This is a genomic window from Tumebacillus amylolyticus, assembly GCF_016722965.1.
Lineage (GTDB): Bacteria > Bacillota > Bacilli > Tumebacillales > Tumebacillaceae > Tumebacillus > Tumebacillus amylolyticus.
Genome location: NZ_JAEQNB010000004.1, coordinates 226,477 through 241,958, shown reverse-complemented (window position 1 = coordinate 241,958; position 15,482 = coordinate 226,477). Strand labels below are relative to the sequence as shown.

General features: G+C 55.8%; 15 protein-coding genes and 1 riboswitch. Of the genes, 5 read left to right on the top strand and 10 right to left on the bottom strand.

Going from position 1 to position 15,482, the window contains the following annotated elements; translation table 11 throughout:
• Positions 1-62: 62 nt before the first annotated feature.
• The 4 genes from JJB07_RS14020 to JJB07_RS14005 all read right to left on the bottom strand — a co-directional run bounded on the left by JJB07_RS14020 (position 63) and on the right by JJB07_RS14005 (position 3,964).
• Positions 63-1,211: a trans-sulfuration enzyme family protein gene (locus JJB07_RS14020; protein WP_236588082.1), complete on the bottom strand. Its 1,149-nt coding sequence runs from the start codon at positions 1,209-1,211 to the stop codon at positions 63-65.
• Positions 1,204-2,388 (bottom strand): aminotransferase class I/II-fold pyridoxal phosphate-dependent enzyme, encoded by a 1,185-nt coding sequence (locus tag JJB07_RS14015; RefSeq protein ID WP_201636053.1) that lies wholly within the window; start codon positions 2,386-2,388, stop codon positions 1,204-1,206. Before JJB07_RS14015 ends, JJB07_RS14020 begins: the two co-directional genes overlap by 8 nt.
• 92 nt (positions 2,389-2,480) lie before the next feature.
• A riboswitch (SAM riboswitch) is annotated at positions 2,481-2,606 on the bottom strand.
• 79 nt (positions 2,607-2,685) lie between these two features.
• Positions 2,686-3,201 (bottom strand): DUF3231 family protein, encoded by a 516-nt coding sequence (locus tag JJB07_RS14010; protein ID WP_201636051.1) that lies wholly within the window; start codon positions 3,199-3,201, stop codon positions 2,686-2,688.
• 103 nt (positions 3,202-3,304) lie between these two features.
• Positions 3,305-3,964, bottom strand: coding sequence for a nitroreductase family protein (locus JJB07_RS14005; protein WP_201636049.1), 660 nt, complete (start codon positions 3,962-3,964; stop codon positions 3,305-3,307).
• A 107-nt stretch (positions 3,965-4,071) separates the two neighbouring features.
• Here JJB07_RS14005 and JJB07_RS14000 point away from each other — a divergent pair, with 107 nt between their 5' ends.
• The 3 genes from JJB07_RS14000 (at position 4,072) to JJB07_RS13990 (ending at position 6,744) form a co-directional block, all read left to right on the top strand.
• Positions 4,072-5,343, top strand: coding sequence for an MFS transporter (locus tag JJB07_RS14000; protein WP_236588081.1), 1,272 nt, complete (start codon positions 4,072-4,074; stop codon positions 5,341-5,343).
• 63 nt (positions 5,344-5,406) lie between these two features.
• Positions 5,407-6,210, top strand: a complete 804-nt coding sequence (gene comA / locus JJB07_RS13995; protein ID WP_201636047.1) for a phosphosulfolactate synthase — start codon at positions 5,407-5,409, stop codon at positions 6,208-6,210.
• Positions 6,211-6,282: 72 nt separating this feature from the next.
• Positions 6,283-6,744, top strand: coding sequence for a DUF441 domain-containing protein (locus JJB07_RS13990; RefSeq protein ID WP_201636045.1), 462 nt, complete (start codon positions 6,283-6,285; stop codon positions 6,742-6,744).
• A 64-nt stretch (positions 6,745-6,808) separates the two neighbouring features.
• Here the strand turns inward: JJB07_RS13990 and JJB07_RS13985 are convergent, their stop codons facing one another.
• The 4 genes from JJB07_RS13985 to JJB07_RS13970 all read right to left on the bottom strand — a co-directional run bounded on the left by JJB07_RS13985 (position 6,809) and on the right by JJB07_RS13970 (position 10,964).
• Positions 6,809-7,420 (bottom strand): adaptor protein MecA, encoded by a 612-nt coding sequence (locus tag JJB07_RS13985; protein ID WP_201636043.1) that lies wholly within the window; start codon positions 7,418-7,420, stop codon positions 6,809-6,811.
• A 97-nt stretch (positions 7,421-7,517) separates the two neighbouring features.
• Positions 7,518-8,900, bottom strand: a complete 1,383-nt coding sequence (gene pepV, locus JJB07_RS13980) for a dipeptidase PepV (protein WP_201636041.1) — start codon at positions 8,898-8,900, stop codon at positions 7,518-7,520.
• 15 nt (positions 8,901-8,915) lie between these two features.
• Positions 8,916-9,899, bottom strand: a complete 984-nt coding sequence (locus JJB07_RS13975; protein WP_201636039.1) for a 2-hydroxyacid dehydrogenase — start codon at positions 9,897-9,899, stop codon at positions 8,916-8,918.
• A gap of 63 nt (positions 9,900-9,962) precedes the next feature.
• Positions 9,963-10,964, bottom strand: a complete 1,002-nt coding sequence (locus JJB07_RS13970; RefSeq protein WP_201636037.1) for a substrate-binding domain-containing protein — start codon at positions 10,962-10,964, stop codon at positions 9,963-9,965.
• Between the two features lie 147 nt (positions 10,965-11,111).
• Here JJB07_RS13970 and JJB07_RS13965 point away from each other — a divergent pair, with 147 nt between their 5' ends.
• A complete protein-coding gene (locus JJB07_RS13965; RefSeq protein ID WP_201636035.1) occupies positions 11,112-12,044 on the top strand; it encodes a ketopantoate reductase family protein in 933 nt (310 codons plus the stop codon).
• A 43-nt stretch (positions 12,045-12,087) separates the two neighbouring features.
• Here JJB07_RS13965 and JJB07_RS13960 read toward each other — a convergent pair whose 3' ends face one another.
• Both JJB07_RS13960 and JJB07_RS13955 read right to left on the bottom strand, forming a co-directional pair.
• Positions 12,088-12,477, bottom strand: a complete 390-nt coding sequence (locus tag JJB07_RS13960) for a DUF3888 domain-containing protein (protein ID WP_201636033.1) — start codon at positions 12,475-12,477, stop codon at positions 12,088-12,090.
• Between the two features lie 40 nt (positions 12,478-12,517).
• Positions 12,518-13,714 (bottom strand): WD40/YVTN/BNR-like repeat-containing protein, encoded by a 1,197-nt coding sequence (locus JJB07_RS13955; protein WP_201636031.1) that lies wholly within the window; start codon positions 13,712-13,714, stop codon positions 12,518-12,520.
• 115 nt (positions 13,715-13,829) lie between these two features.
• On the opposite strand from JJB07_RS13955, the gene JJB07_RS13950 reads away from it, so the two are divergent.
• Positions 13,830-15,467, top strand: coding sequence for an alpha-glucosidase (locus JJB07_RS13950; protein ID WP_201636029.1), 1,638 nt, complete (start codon positions 13,830-13,832; stop codon positions 15,465-15,467).
• The last annotated feature ends 15 nt before the right edge of the window (positions 15,468-15,482 follow it).

Genomic DNA, 15,482 nt, shown 5'->3' with positions numbered 1-15,482 from the left:
ATCCTAAGCATACGGAGTATACGTTAGGATGCTCTATGGGTCATTCTACACAATGGTAAATTTTACTTCAATGCTTGTTCCAGATCGGCGATCAAATCGTTCGGGTCTTCCAAGCCAATCGAGAAGCGCAGCAAGCCGTCGCCGATCTTGCGCTTGAGGCGTTCTTCGGCGGGCATGCCGTTGTGGGACATCATGCGCGGGTAGGACAGAATCGATTCCACCGCACCGAGCGAGACGGCGACGAGCGGCAATTGAACGCGTTCCATCAATTTGCGAGCTCGCTCCTCGGTACCGAGGTCGAACGACACGACAGCGCCGAAGCCGTCCGCTTGTGACTTTTGAATCTCGTGACCTGCGTGAGACGGCAGGCCCGGATAGTAGACCTGCTCGATGTCGCCGCGTTCGTAGAGATAGTGGGCGATTTTTTCCGCACCGGCGCAGGACGCATCCATGCGGACTTTGAGCGTCTTCAACCCGCGTTGGAGCAAGAAGCAATCTTGCGGGCCGAGCACGCCGCCGCATGCATTTTGGAGAAAGTACAACCGTTTGCCCAGCTCCTCATCTCGCGTGACGACGACGCCCGCCACCACGTCCGAATGTCCGCCCAAGAACTTGGTCGCACTGTGAATGACGATGTCGATGCCAAGTTCCAACGGTCGTTGGAGGTACGGCGTCATGAACGTGTTGTCGATGATCGAGAGCAGACCGTGTTCCTTGGCAATCTGTGCCGCACCCGCCAAGTCGATGATCTTCATCGTCGGGTTGGACGGTGTTTCGAGGAACAGCCCTTTCGTATTCGGACGAATCGCCGCCCGAATTTCATCCAAATTCGTCGCATCGACGAACGTCGTTTCGATGCCGAAGCGGTTGATCAACTGGGTCAGCGCCCGGAACGTACCGCCGTAGATGTCATCGCAGGCAACGATATGATCGCCCTGCGAGAACAGGAACAACGTCGTGGTGATCGCCGCCATGCCAGAACCGAACGCAAACCCGCGCGTACCGCCCTCAAGTTTGGCGACTGCATCTTCGACCGCATGGCGAGTCGGGTTGCCCGAGCGGGCGTATTCGTAAGCCGGCGGGTTCCACGGATCTTCTTGGTGGAACGTCGACGCTTGATAGATGGGAAATGCCGCTGCCCCCGTTACCGGATCGATTTCATTGCCCGTATGCAACACGTGGGTGGCGAACGAAATTTTTTTCTCACTCATGGCTTGCTTGGACTCCCTTCACTCCAATTTCCTTCTCTGCCGCTGCCAGTGCTTGCGCGAGATCGTCAATGAGATCGCTGTGGTGCTCGATGCCCACCGAGAGTCGCAACAGGGAATTGGTGACGCCCACCGAGATGCGAATTTCCTCCGGGATGTCAAAGTGCGTCTGACGAGCCGGGTAGGTGATCAGCGATTCCACCCCGCCAAGCGATTCGGCAAACGTGATCAGTTTCAAGTGGCGCAACAACGGCTCCACGAGTGCTTCGCTCTCCACTTCAAACGACAGCATGCCGCCGTATCCTGCTGCTTGGCTCAGATGAATGTCACGACCTACATGGCCGAACAACCCCGGGAAGTACACGGTGGAGATCGCCGGATGCTCCGCCAACCATTCGGCGACGAGCAAGGCGTTCTCTTGGTGACGATCCATGCGCAACGCCAGCGTCTTGATCCCTCTCATCAGCAGCCAACAATCTTGCGGGCCGAGTGTCGCGCCGATGGAGTTTTGCAGGAAGTAGATTTTGTCTCCTACTTCTGTCTCCCGTGCGACAACCAGACCTGCCAGCACGTCGTTGTGACCGCCGAGATACTTGGTCGCGCTGTGGACGACGATGTCGGCACCGAGCGTCAACGGACGTTGCAGATAGGGGGTCATGAACGTATTGTCTACGATTGTCAACACGTTATGACGTTTTGCTACTTCAATTATGGCACTGAGGTCGGTGATTCGCATCGTCGGGTTGGTCGGCGTTTCGACGAAAATTCCCTTCGTATTGGGTTGCAGGGCCTGTTCAACCGCTTGCACGTCCCCTGTATCCACGAACGTGGCGGAGATGCCCTGTTTCGGCAGAATCTGTTCAATCAAGCGGTAGGTACCGCCGTACAAGTCGTGCGAAACGATCAGATGGTCCCCTTGCGCAAACAGTCCGAAGACCCCCGCAATCGCCGCCATGCCGGATGCGTAGGCAAACCCGCGCACGCCGCCTTCGAGTTCTGCGATGGCATCTTCGAGCGTTTGACGGGTCGGGTTCTTGGTGCGCGTATAGTCGAAGCCGGTGGAAACACCGAGCTGCGGATGGCTGTACGTGGTGGAGAGGTAGATCGGAGACGAGACCGAGCCGGTTTGCGGGTCACGTCGGTTGCCAATCTGTGCGAATTTGGTTTCAAGATGCGTCATATTGAAGTCCCCCTAAGTTGTGATGCAAGCAAAAAAGGCCTCTCTCCCAGTGGAGAAAGGCCTTTGCTTATGTAGACATAAGGGGGTCCTTTCTCTCATCTCTCAGGATCGTTAGATCCTGCAGGAATTGGCACCGTGCATGCGTGTGCTGAAAAAATAACCGCATGTCGGTTGCCGGGCTTCATCGGGCCAGTCCCTCCGCCTACTCTGGATAAGAGAGTTTCTTGCTTGTTCAGTTGTTTTGTCTGATTATTTTATTACAGTACAGCACTCGCAAAATTCTGTCAAGGTATAAATTTACTCGCGGTGTTCTGCCGTGTTCACGTGCAACGGCGGGACGACCAGCCAGCCTTTTTCCTTCAACATACGGAGCAGACGCAGGCCCATCTCCGCTTTTTTGGTGTGCATCGTCATGAACAGCGCCGCGATGTCTTCGCGGATGCACATCGCCATCATTTTGGAACAAGCAACCAGACCCGCCCCGTTGTCAACAGCAAGCATCGATGCAATTTCCATGTCCGTATGGCGTGCGCCAGGCGGGATCAGTTCGAGGTCCGCCTTGGGCTTTTCAGGCGCTGCGGGCGGCAGTGCGACGCCGTTTTCCGTCAACAACTTCGCCAATTCGGCCGCTTCTTCCCGACATGTATCAATCGACTGCTCGATGAAGTCGCGCAGGTCTGCGTCCCCCGATTGGTTCAACAACACTTGGTAATGCGAGATGATCCCGTACTTGGCCGCCAACGACCCCCAAACAGCGTCCACTTCCCCATAATGCATCGGTTCATGCTTCGGATTGCCACTCAAGATTCCCATTTCGAACACCTCCGTGTAGTGTAAATGCCCGCCTACTAGCATGTACAAAAAAAACCATCCGCACGCATGTGCGAATGGTTTTTCATTTTCCTGACCTGCCTGCTTATTTCAACCACGTGGACACTTCTTCTACAGGTTTGCGAGTTAACTCCCGCTCTTGGGCCGGATATCCGACCGGAACCAAAGCGACGAAATCCATGCCTTCCATCGGAGGCAAGATCGCTTCAATCTCCTGCTTCGCCTGTTGCGGGCCCGCCATCCAGACGGCTCCCAGACCTTGGGCATGGAACATCAACAACATCTGCATGACCGCCCCCGCGATGGTCTGGAGTCGCGAAGAGCCGACTTTGCGCGCATCCTCCATCGCCGCCGCATCCGAGTCTTGACGACCTCGTTCTGCAAGCAGTCGGTCCGCGATGGAACGATAGTCTCCCATATACACCGCCACACAAGCAGGTGCGGTGCGGAAAAAGTCGCTGGAAGACTTCCAACGCTCCACATGTTCGCCATAGGCTTCCGCTTCCGGCCACGATGCCATCAGCAGCGTTTTTTCCTGGACGGCGTCTGCGATCTGATGGATGACGTCTCGGTTCTTGATCACGACGAAGTGCCACGGCTGGAAGTTGCCGCCGTTGGGAGCCCACGTCGCTGCGGTCAGCGCTTCGCGGATCAGTTCGTCCGGAACTTCTTGGTCGGTCCATTTGCGGATCGAGCGACGAGTGGCGATGAGTTGAAGCAAATCTTGCGGGTTTACACCGTTCATGGATGTCACTCTCCTTCTGTGTCCAACAATCTCCACTCATAGGGTACACCTCAAACACCGCAAACTACAAGAGAGCACCACTACAATCGCAGAGGAAGTGAAACCTGTTGGAATCCACCGGAACGAAGATTCATTTTCTCCCCCTGTTCTCGCTGGCGATGGTGCCCCTGATCATGGTGCTGGGGAATTCGATGCTGATCCCGATCTTGCCGACGATGCAAGAGACGATCGGCATCACGAAAACCCAATCCTCGCTGGTGATCACGATGTTTTCCGTGCCGGCGGGGGTCATCATCCCGTTGGCCGGCTTTCTCTCCGACCGCTACAACCGCAAAGTGGTAATCGTTCCCGGGCTCTTGCTGTACGGAGCAGGCGGTGTGGTCGCGGGACTCGCAGCTTGGTTGCTCAGCTCGCCGTACTGGCTGATCATGGTCGGCCGTGTGCTGCAAGGTCTAGGAGCTGCCGGCACCGCACCGATTGCCATGGCGCTTGCGGGGGACCTCTGGAAAGGAGCCTCCCGTGCCAAAGCGCTCGGACTCATCGAGGCTTCAAACGGTCTTGGCAAAGTGCTGTCCCCCATATTCGGGGTGTTGCTCGCCATGCTCTTCTGGTACGCCGCGTTCTTCGCGTTCCCGATCATCTGCCTGTTCTCCGCCGCTCTGGTGTACTTTTTTGTCAAAGAACCGAAAAAGACCGGCCCCAAACAAGAAGTCAAAAAGTACCTCTCCACCCTCAAAAAAACCTTCAAGAAACAATACAAGTTCCTCCTCACCGCCTATTTCGCCGGTGTCGTTGCGCTGTTCATCCTGTTTGGCGTTCTGTTCTACATTGCGCAGATTTTGGAGGAAGTACACAAAATCGAAGGTCTCATGCGCGGATTTATCCTCGCGGGTCCGCTGCTGTTGATGGCCGTGACCTCGTACATCACCGGGACCAAGATCAAGCAGAACTACGGACTTATGAAAACGCTGGTTCTCAGCGGCTTGGCATTGATCTTCCTGCCGCTCGTGATCAACGCGTTCCTGACCAACCCCTACATCGAACTCAGCCTCTTGGGCGTCTCCGGGATCGGGACCGGGTTGATGTTGCCCTGTCTGAACACGATGATCACTTCGTCGGTCGAACAAAACGAGCGCGGGGCGATCACGTCGCTCTACGGCTCCGTTCGATTCCTCGGCGTGGCGGCCGGACCGCCGATCTTCGGCGCGTTGATGGACACGCCGCGGATGATGTACCTGATCATGGCGGGACTCGCCTTGCTCTGCTTGGTGTGTTGCTGGATGTGGATCAAAGTCAAACAAGACACCGGCGGGCAAGATCGCTACCAGAAAATCGAATGGGATCGCAAATCACTGGCTCAGAAAAAAGCGCGGGCGTAACCACACGCCCGCTTTTTTCATAGGCTGAGATAGCCTGATGTACCGAAAGGAGTCAGTGAAAGCATGCAACAAAAACCCACCCAGCGCGCATGGGATGACATCCTCCACGATCCGTTGCCCGGGCGACTCGGCAAACCGCGTACCGACAGCGGGCTGACGATGTTGATCGACACCGGGCTTGGAATTCAAGAAACGGGTGACCTCGTGCAACTGGCGGGCGCCTATATCGACTTTGTAAAACTGGGCTTCGGCACCTCCAAGCTCTACCCGACTCAAGTCTTGCAAGAAAAAATCGCCCTGTTGCAAGGCGCGGGCATCGACGTCTATCCGGGTGGGACGTTTCTCGAAGCGTCCGTTCTGCAAGGCAAATGGCGCGAATTTTTGGAGCGTTGCCAGAGCTTAGGATTTCGCACGGTGGAAGTGTCGGACGGCACCATCTCGTTGACCTCCGAGTTGCGCCGCGAGATCATCTCGACCGCCAAACAACACGGCTTCAAAGTCATCACCGAAGTTGGAAAAAAGGAAAACGACACCCACCTCCCCGTCTCCACCCAATTGCAGATGATCGCCGCCGATCTGGAAGCCGGCGCTTTCAAAGTGATCATCGAAGGCCGGGAGTCCGGCAAGGGCGTTGGCTTGTTTGACTGCAACGGGCAGATCTTGCGCGACGAGTTTGACGAATTGGTGCAAGCGGTCGGCAACCAGGAATTGCTGATCTGGGAAGCGCCGATTCGCAGCCAACAGGAGGAATTGATCAAACTGTTCGGGCCGAACGTCAACTTCGGCAACATCGCGCCCCGCGATCTTATTTCGCTGGAAGCGCTCCGTTGCGGGTTGCGAAGCGATACGTTGCGCTACACGCTCTAAGACGGGTTCGATGGTCTATTGCCTGTACCTCGTCCATATACATCTGTACCAAGGCTTCTGCAGGAAGGGCGGATGGATGTGGCGGGAGAGATCGTCCTCGTCGTGTTGATCATCATCGGAATCTTCGGCCGCGCGAGCATCTTGGCGACGGCGGCGAGTCTGTTGTTGATTATGAAACTGTTGAATTTGCAGCGGTTCTTCCCGACGATGGAGCGTCGAGGATTGGAACTCGGTCTGTTGTTTCTCATGATTTCGGTGTTGGTGCCGCTCGTCAACGGCAAGATTCAAACCAAAGACTTGCTCGGCACCTTCCTCACCGTCGGCGGCATCTGCGCACTTCTGGGCGGCATCATCGCCACCTACGTCAATGGTCAAGGGCTATACATGTTAAAAATGGACCCCGAACTCATGGTAGGTATGATTCTCGGCTCCGTGATCGGCATCGTCGTTTTCAAAGGCATCCCCGTCGGTCCCCTCATGGCCGCCGCCATTGCCGCGATGTTAATGAAGCTCGTGCAATATTTCTTCCGATAAAAAAACTCTTCGTTCACCGAGTGTGAGCGAAGAGTTTTTTTGTTCCACGTATTTTTACACGTATTTATTGAAGCGGAAAATGATCCGTAAGCGTTTGCACTGCGTTTCCATTCATGACGCACTTGCCGTACTCTTCGAGCATGGCTTTCGTGGTCGCCGAGAGGTCGCCGTATTCGTGAAGGATCGACCAGACGGTGTCGTACTGATCCTCAGCGATCTCCTCTTCGTCGAAGAACAGATGGTAGCGGTTCTTGTAGTGGTACAACGAACCTCCCAAGCCGTCATGTGCCCGCAACGAGTGAGCCGCCCGAATGGCATCCTCAAAGTCTTGGAACACGAAAATGAAGGCTTCGCTCAGATCGGCCGGAACGGCATCCAGTTCCAGATCATCCTCTTCGTCCAGCAACGCCGAGTCAGTTCCGTTCGCCATCGACGGCGGCAACTGGGTGACGATGACCACGATCCCCTCTGTCGGCATGGTGAATGCTTCGACTGCGAGCGGACCTGCCACTTCAAACCCAACTTCCGCGTAAGCATGCTCCATCATATCCCAGAACAGTTCCTGTACTTTTCGCCCGTTTTGCCAGATCTCCTCGCGATCAATGCCTCGATCGTTGAGATCTTCATAGGTGAGATAAATGCGAACTTTGTTGGTGCTGAGTTTTTCTACCTTCATTCTCCTCACTCCTTTGCCGAGAGATGACTTTATGGGTGCTATACCTCAATATTATGCAGAGGTATGGCTCACGGTTCTGTAAGACAGGTTACAGGCTCTATCTTGCCAACTCGTAAATCGCCTTCGCATAGATCTTCGTGCAGCGAATCAGATCGTCCACCGCCCAGTTCTCATCGCGCTGGTGCGCCAACTCTTCTTGCCCCGGGAACAGCGCCCCAAACGCCACCGCGTTCGGAATCGCACGCGCATACGTACCGCCGCCGATGGTCAGCGGTTCTGCCTGCTCGCCCGTTTCTTCCTCATAGACTTTGAGAAGCTTCGTCACAATCTCGGAGTCCTTCGGCACATAGAGCGGTGCCATGTTGGCATGTTCGTTTTTCTCCACCGAGTAGCCCTCCGGCCCCAACTTCTCTTGCATGATCGCAAGCAAGCCGTCGTCGGTTTGGTCAACGGGGAAACGAACGTTGAAGGCGAGCTTCACGCCTTTTTCATCGATGTGGACGAGACCCATGTTGTTGGTCAGCGGGCCGGTGGCCGCACAGACCATTTTGATGCCCAGACGGTCGCCGTCGGTATCCACTTCGGAAATGAATTGCCACAGAGCTTGCTCCGCGGTGTCCAATTCTGCGAGGATGCGCGCCGCTTGAACGATTGCATTCACACCGTGATGCGGTGCTGCTGCGTGAACGGAAACACCTGCGACATGCAGTTTGATCGTGTCGTCGCCCTGTTCCATCTCCAACTGGATGTTGTAAGACTCGGCAAGTTCTTTGATCTTCGCCGCCACGAGGTCGAGTTCCCCCTTGACATCGAGCACGACGGCACAGTGGTCCGGCACCATGTTGATGCGGTTGCCGCCGGTCACTTCGCGTACGAGCACGGTCGCCGCGTCAGAGGTCGAACGGGCTTTTTTTACATCGAAGCAGAGGATGCCTTTCTCCGCGTAGATCAGCGGGAAGTCGGCGTCCGGGGTGAAACCGCCGATCGGTTTCGGTTCTTTCTCGAAGTAATAGTCCATGCAACGCCAGTTCGACTCCTCGTCCACCCCGAGGATGACGCGGATTTTTTTCGAGAGTTTGACACCGGATTCCTTCACGGCGTGCAGAGCGTGCAAAGCGGCCATCGTCGGGCCTTTGTCGTCAATCGCACCGCGAGCGTAGATCTTGCCGTTGTGAATTTCGGCGCCAAACGGAGGATAGGTCCAGCCGGTGCCGACCGGAACGACGTCGAGGTGTCCGAGGACGGCGATGTACTCCTCCCCTTCTCCGAATTCGATATGACCTGCATAGCCGTCCACGTTCTTGACGGTAAAGCCCATTTCTTGCCCGAGGTTCAGCACGTAGTCGAGCGCTTCGGCACAGCCGGGGCCAAACGGTTCGTTGGGTGCGCTGGCCGGGCCGCCGACCGAGTTGATGCGCAGGACACCTTGGGTGTTTTCGATGATCTGTTCGCGATGTTCTTCAATCCACTTTTCAAACATTGTATGTACGCCTCCTTATGAAAAAACCTCTTCGTTGACCAGAGAATGCGGACGATTGCCTTGCAGCACGCGGACGAGGTTCTCGGCTGCGAGAATCGCCATGTTGTCACGAGTCTCGCGAGTGGAACTGCCTACGTGCGGAACCATCACGACATTGGAAAGTTCCAGCAACCCCGGATGCACAGACGGTTCGTTTTCAAAAACGTCCAGACCCGCTCCGGCGAGCTGTCCTTTTTTCAACGCTTCGACGAGAGCCGCTTCGTCCACAATCGGCCCGCGAGCTGTGTTGATCAGGTACGCCGTTGGTTTCATGCGGGAAAGCAAATCGGCGTTGAACAAATGATGGGATTCGGCGTTGTACGGCAGGTTGAGCGAAATCACGTCCGATGTGCGGACGAGCGTATCGAGATCGACGTAGGTCAAGCCGTACTCACGTTCCACCGCTTCGTCAAGTCTGCGGCGGTTGGAGTACGTTACGTTCATGTCGAACGCTCGTGCTCGTTTGGCCACGGCGAGACCGATCCGGCCCGCGCCGACGATGCCCATCGTCTTGCCGCTCAGTTCCATGCCGAGCAAGAGGTTCGGGGACCATCCGACCCATTGACCTTGGCGTATGTAAGTGTCGCCTTCCACGATGCGTCGAGTGACCGCCATCAGCAGCGCCCATGCAATGTCGGCCGTGGCGTTGGTCAAAACGCCCGGCGTGTTGGTGACAGGGATGCCTAGTTGAGTGGCCGCTTGGATGTCGATGTTATTGTAGCCGACGGCGTAGTTGCTGATGACGCGCAGATGGGGCACTTTTTCCAATAAAGGTCGGTCTAAACTGTCGATCAGCATGGAGAGCAAGCCGTCGAAGTTCGGGAGCAAGTCAAGCAATTCCTCGCGGGTCGGTTGCCGTTCGGAGGAAAAAACGGTGACCTCGCAAGATTCGCGCAGAATCCGAAGACCCGCTTCCGGAATTTCGCGCGTGACGAGCACGCGGGGTTTGGTGTCTGCCATGGGATTCACCTCGCTGGGTAGACGAAGGCCCGCATGCGTTCGAGCATGCGGGGCCTCCTCCGATTATCTTTTCGTCGACGTACGCTCCAGAATGGAATGCGGGAGGCGCACGGTATATTCTTCGATCGATACTTCATTCAAGAGCTTGGTCAAGAGTCGCATCGCGACGGCCCCGAGGTCGTAGGTCGGTTGAGCGATGGTCGTCAATTCCGGACGAACGATGGTCGTCAGGCGGGTGTTTTCAAAACTCAGCAGCAGAACATCGTCCGGCGCTTTGCCGCCACGGTCGCGAACGGCGTTCAAGTAGCCCAGAACCAATTCATCGCTGGTGGCAACGACAGCGTCCGCTGTAAATCCTTCATTAAGGAACGCGTTGGAGACTTCATAGCCGGAACGGTAGTGCGAATCCTTCGCATGCAAGACATAGTTGGAGTCGAACTCACGCCCTGCGTCCTTGAGCGCTTGTTCATAACCGGCAAGACGCTTCATCGTGACCGGCTGTGACGTCGGACCGCCGAGGAATACGATCTTGTCCGACCCGAGGTTGAGAAAATAATTCGTCGCGTCGAGGCCGGCTTGCTTGTTGTCGATGGCGACGGACGGGATGCGGTGCTCCGGGTCTTCGGTGGCACAGAGAACGACAGGCAATTGTGCCTCTTCGAAAGTTTTTACAATCTTCGGTGTAATCTGTTCAGAGATGAAAAGGAGCCCGTCTACCTGCTTCTCCCACATCGTGCCGATCAAATCGACTTCGCGATCTTCGCGGGCATCGGAGTTGGTGAGGATGATATGGTACTGGTACATCGTGGCGATATCTTCGATACCGCGCAGGACTTCTGCATGGAACAAGTCGGACACGTCCGGGAGGATGACGCCGATCGACTTCGTACGCTTGCTCGCCAGACCGCGCGCTACTGCGTTCGGTCGATACCCGAGCTTTTCAATCGCCGCTTGAACTTTGGCTTTCGTCTCATCCTTCACGACCGCCGTCCCGTTCAAAACGCGGGAGACTGTCGCCATGGACACGCCAGCTTCGCGGGCTACATCATAGATCGTTTTGTTCACCGGACTCACCTACTTTTCGTTAACTTTATTCCTTCACTATACCACAGGAAGCAAGTGCAAAAAAGCACAAAGATAGGAAGGTTTGCTGTAGATTCCTATCTATTTTATACTAAAAGAAAATCGAATCGTTCAAGGAGGCTGAAAAGTATGAGATTTCTCGTGGTTGGAGCGGGTGCAGTCGGCGGGTATTTTGGCGGTCGGTTGGTGCAAAAGGGCGAAGATGTGACGTTTTTGGTCCGTCCGGGGCGTCGGTCGCAGTTGGAGAAAACGGGGCTGGTGATTGAGAGTCTCCACGGGGATTGGGCGTCGGACGTGAAGACGTTGGTTGCGGGTGAAAAGGCTGAGCCGTTTGATGTGGTGCTGCTTTCGGTGAAGGCTTATCACATGGAGCAGATCGTGGAGGAGTTGCGTCCTTATGTGTCCGAGCAGACCTTGGTGATGCCGTTGTTGAATGGCTATCAGCATTTTGAGGATTTGTGGGCGGCGTTCGGGCAAGAGAGAGTGCTCGGCGGGGTCTGTTTTATTTCGACGACGCTCGATGCGGAGGGTCGGATCGTCCATACGAGCCCGCGTCACGATGTGACGTTCGGGGAGTGGAGCGGCGGGCGTTCTGCAAGGGTGGAGAAGGTTTTGGAGCATATGTCGGGGGCTGAGTTCAATGTTGTGCTGAGTGAGAATGCACAGCGGGATGTGTGGCACAAGTATATTTTTATCGCGGTGATGAGTGGGATTACTTCGCTGTTCCGTTCTTCGATTGGGCCGATCATGGCAGACTCGCATGGTCATGCGACTTGCAAGCGACTGTTGGCTGAGATCGTGGAGATTACGAAAGCGGCCGGAGCTCCGGCGAGCGAGGACGTGGAGGAGTTGACGTACAAGGGCATCCTTAACACCCCCGCCCCGATGAAAGCGTCGATGCTGCTCGATTTGGAAAAAGGGCTGTCTGTTGAAACCGATCATATTCACGGCTATCTCCTCTCCCTCGCGGAGAAACACGGGCGTTCGACGGCGGAGTTCCCGGTGTTGCAGGCGGTTCACGGCGTGTTGAGAGTGTATGAAGCGGGAAAAAGCACCGAGTGAGAACTCGGTGCTTTTTTTCGTACGTTGGGATTGTGCAAAACTTCTACGCGTGGCTTCCCGCTTTAACCGGGTGACTTTCGTAACTAATCACCTTCGAACTCGTTGGTTCCACCCGCAGAGTAAGGATGTCTCGCGTCTGCGGTTGGCGAGATTTGTCATCCATGATCAAAATCTGCACCCGAACCGTGTAGGTGTCCGAACCTCCTGTGTTGCGGTTGAGATGAAGAATTTGGCTGTCGTGCGTGTAAAAACGCGGCGGGTTGTGCTTATAATGCTCGTTCACCGCTTTTCGAATCGGTTCTTGAAGCGTCGTCAACAGCGTGGTTTCCAACAATTGTTCCCGTGTCTCGCGCGGGATGGCAAAAGCAGCCGTCGGGATGGTGGCTGTCAGGGTGAGAACGGCGAGCGCGAGTGGGGCGAGACGTTTTTTCATGACGGGCAACACCTCCATTTTTTGGATAGTCTGCCCGATCTTAGTGCCAAGTATGACCGCCGTCGGTGGTTTTTAAGAGCGTGCTTTGTACTCCGTTCGGCTGGTACATCAACGCCCAGCCCGTGTGTTCGTTGACGAAGTTGAGTTGCTTCACCCGACTCTCCACCAAGGCATGTTTGAGTGTCTCATCGGCAGGAATCGTGTCCCATGTGGTCCCACCGTCCTTCGTCGCGTACAAGCCCCCTGTCTGATCCATCACCCAGCCATGCAATACATCGGTGAAATCATTCACAACGGCGATGACGCGACCGTCTTGCTCAAGAGCAGGCTCTTGCGAATGACGCAGTTGATACGGAATCGGCTTTGTGGGTTGCCAGGTCTGCCCGCCGTCGAGCGTGCTGAGCATGGTAATAGTATGAGCCGTGCTATCCTCAGCGGTCATCACGCCCTCTGCCCCATTCTTGAAAAACTCCGGCGGGTACGTCCAAAGTGTCGTGGAATGCACGGGCAACGCCTGCTCCTTCCACGTCTTGCCCCCATCATCCGTTCTGTAAAAAAACGCCGTGTCCATATCCCGCAGTGATCCGGTAGCAAAGCCATGCAAAGAGTCGGCGAACGAAATCCCCGACTTCATCCCTGCATCAGGGAACGTTTCAACCGGCTCACCTCTTCCATTCCCCGACACGCGAATCCAAGTGGCGCCGCCGTCCTCGGTGCGAGAGAGGTTCACGATGTCATTGCCGGTAGCAGAACCGAACTTCTCAAACATCCACCCGTGCTTGCTGTCCACAAACTGAATCGCTCCGACGCCCCGTGCAGGAAAGGTGTCCCATTTCTTGAACCCATTCCGACCGCCATCTGCCGTATGCTGCACGACATACGGGTACGCCCCGGCTTCAACGGCTTCTGAAATCCAAATTTCGTCCGCCCCCAAGTACGCCATATGCAACTTCGCAGGATCAAGCGGTTTGAGCTCGCTCGGTGCCATCATATCTGTATAGTTAAACGTCAGCACGGACTTCCAGTTCTCTGCGCCGTCTTCCGTTCGATACACATTGCCCGGCGAGATCGCCCAGCCCGTTTTTTCATCTGCCATGTGAACTTCGACAACGCTCGAAGGTTGATGAAATACATCTGTAGGCGGTGCTTCACTCACTTTTTGCTTCTCTGCACTCCCCGAACACCCCGCCAGAAGCCCGGCCGCCGCCACAACTCCCAGCCAGCACATTTTTTTCATCCCGATACCAACTCCTTCCTTCTCCCGTTAGACGCAGGAAGGAGTCGAATGGTTGCACTTCCCGCCCTCAGCCTTGATAATATAAAGTAGACTTTTGTAAATAGGAGCGTGCCACATGAACCGAACTTGGTGGAAAGAAGCGGTCGTCTATCAGATCTACTGGCGCTCGTTCTACGACACGAACGGCGACGGATACGGCGATTTGCAAGGCGTGATCGACAAACTGGACTACATCCAATCGCTCGGCGTCGACGTCATCTGGTTGAACCCCTGCTACGAATCACCCGATCGCGACAACGGCTACGACATCGCAGACTACTACACGATCATGGAAAAAGCGGGCACGATGCCCCTCTGGGAAACCCTGCTCCATGAAGTACATACGCGCGGCATGAAACTGATCATGGACCTCGTCGTCAACCACACGTCCGACCAACACTCGTGGTTCCTCGAATCCCGCTCGTCCAAAGACAACCCCAAACGCGACTACTACATCTGGCGCGACCCGAAAGCGGACGGCAGCGCTCCGAACAACTGGCGCTCCTATTTTGAGCCGTCCACGTGGACGTTTGACGAGGCAACTGGCCAGTACTATTTCCATTCCTTCGCCGTCGAGCAACCCGATCTGAACTGGGAGAGCGAAGCGTTGCGCGAAGAAATCTACCGCATGATGCGCTGGTGGCTGGACAAAGGCATCGACGGTTTCCGCATGGATGCAGTCGCTCTGCTCGCCAAACCGGAAGGCTACCCCGATGCCGAAAACCCGGACGACATCTCCTACCTCGCCAACAATCCGGGCGTTCACACGTTCCTCCACGAAATGCATGAAAAAGTGCTGAAGCACTACGACATCCTCACCGTCGGCGAACTCGGGTTCATCAAACCGGAGGACGGCCCGCTCTACACAGGCGAAGACCGAGGGGAACTCAACACGCTGTTCCACTTCGAAGTCGCCGACGAGATGCCGACGTGGGACATGCTCCGCTTCAAGGAAATCCAAACCCGCTGGTACGAAGCGCTCAAAGACAAAGGCTGGAACTCGCAATTCCTCAACAACCACGACCACACCCGCCAAGTCACACGCTACGGCAACGACGGCGAATTCCGTGTGGAGTCGGCGAAATTGCTAGGCACGCTCGTCCACACCCTGCCCGGCATGCCGTACATCTACCAAGGCGAAGAACTCGGCATGACCGGCGTGCGCTTCTCGTCCATCGAAGACTACGACGACATCGCGATGAAAAACAAATACCGCGACGAAGTCGCAGAAGGCCGCGATCCGCAAGAAGTCTTTGAAAGCCTCCTGCCCCGTTCCCGCGACAACTCCCGTACCCCGATGCAATGGGATGCAAGCGACAACGCCGGATTCACAACGGGCAAGCCGTGGATCAAAGTCAACCCGAACCACACGAGAATCAACGTCGAACAAGCCCTCGCCGACCCGAACTCGGTGTTCTACTACTACAAAAAACTGATCCAACTGCGCAAAGACAACCCCGTCATGGTCTACGGCGACTACTACGACCTCTCCGAAGGCCACGCGGAACTCTACGTCTTCAAGCGCGAACTCGACGGCGTCCGCTGGCTGGTCATCCTCAACCACTCCGACCGCGAGAACGAATTCACGCTCCCGGCGGGATATGAGGATGCAAAAAAAGAGCTGGTCCTCGCCAACTACTCCGATGTCGACGGCACCACCTCGATTCAAAAAACGACCCTGCGCCCGCATGAGGCGCGTGTCTACCGCATGTAGCCAAAAAAAGCGCAT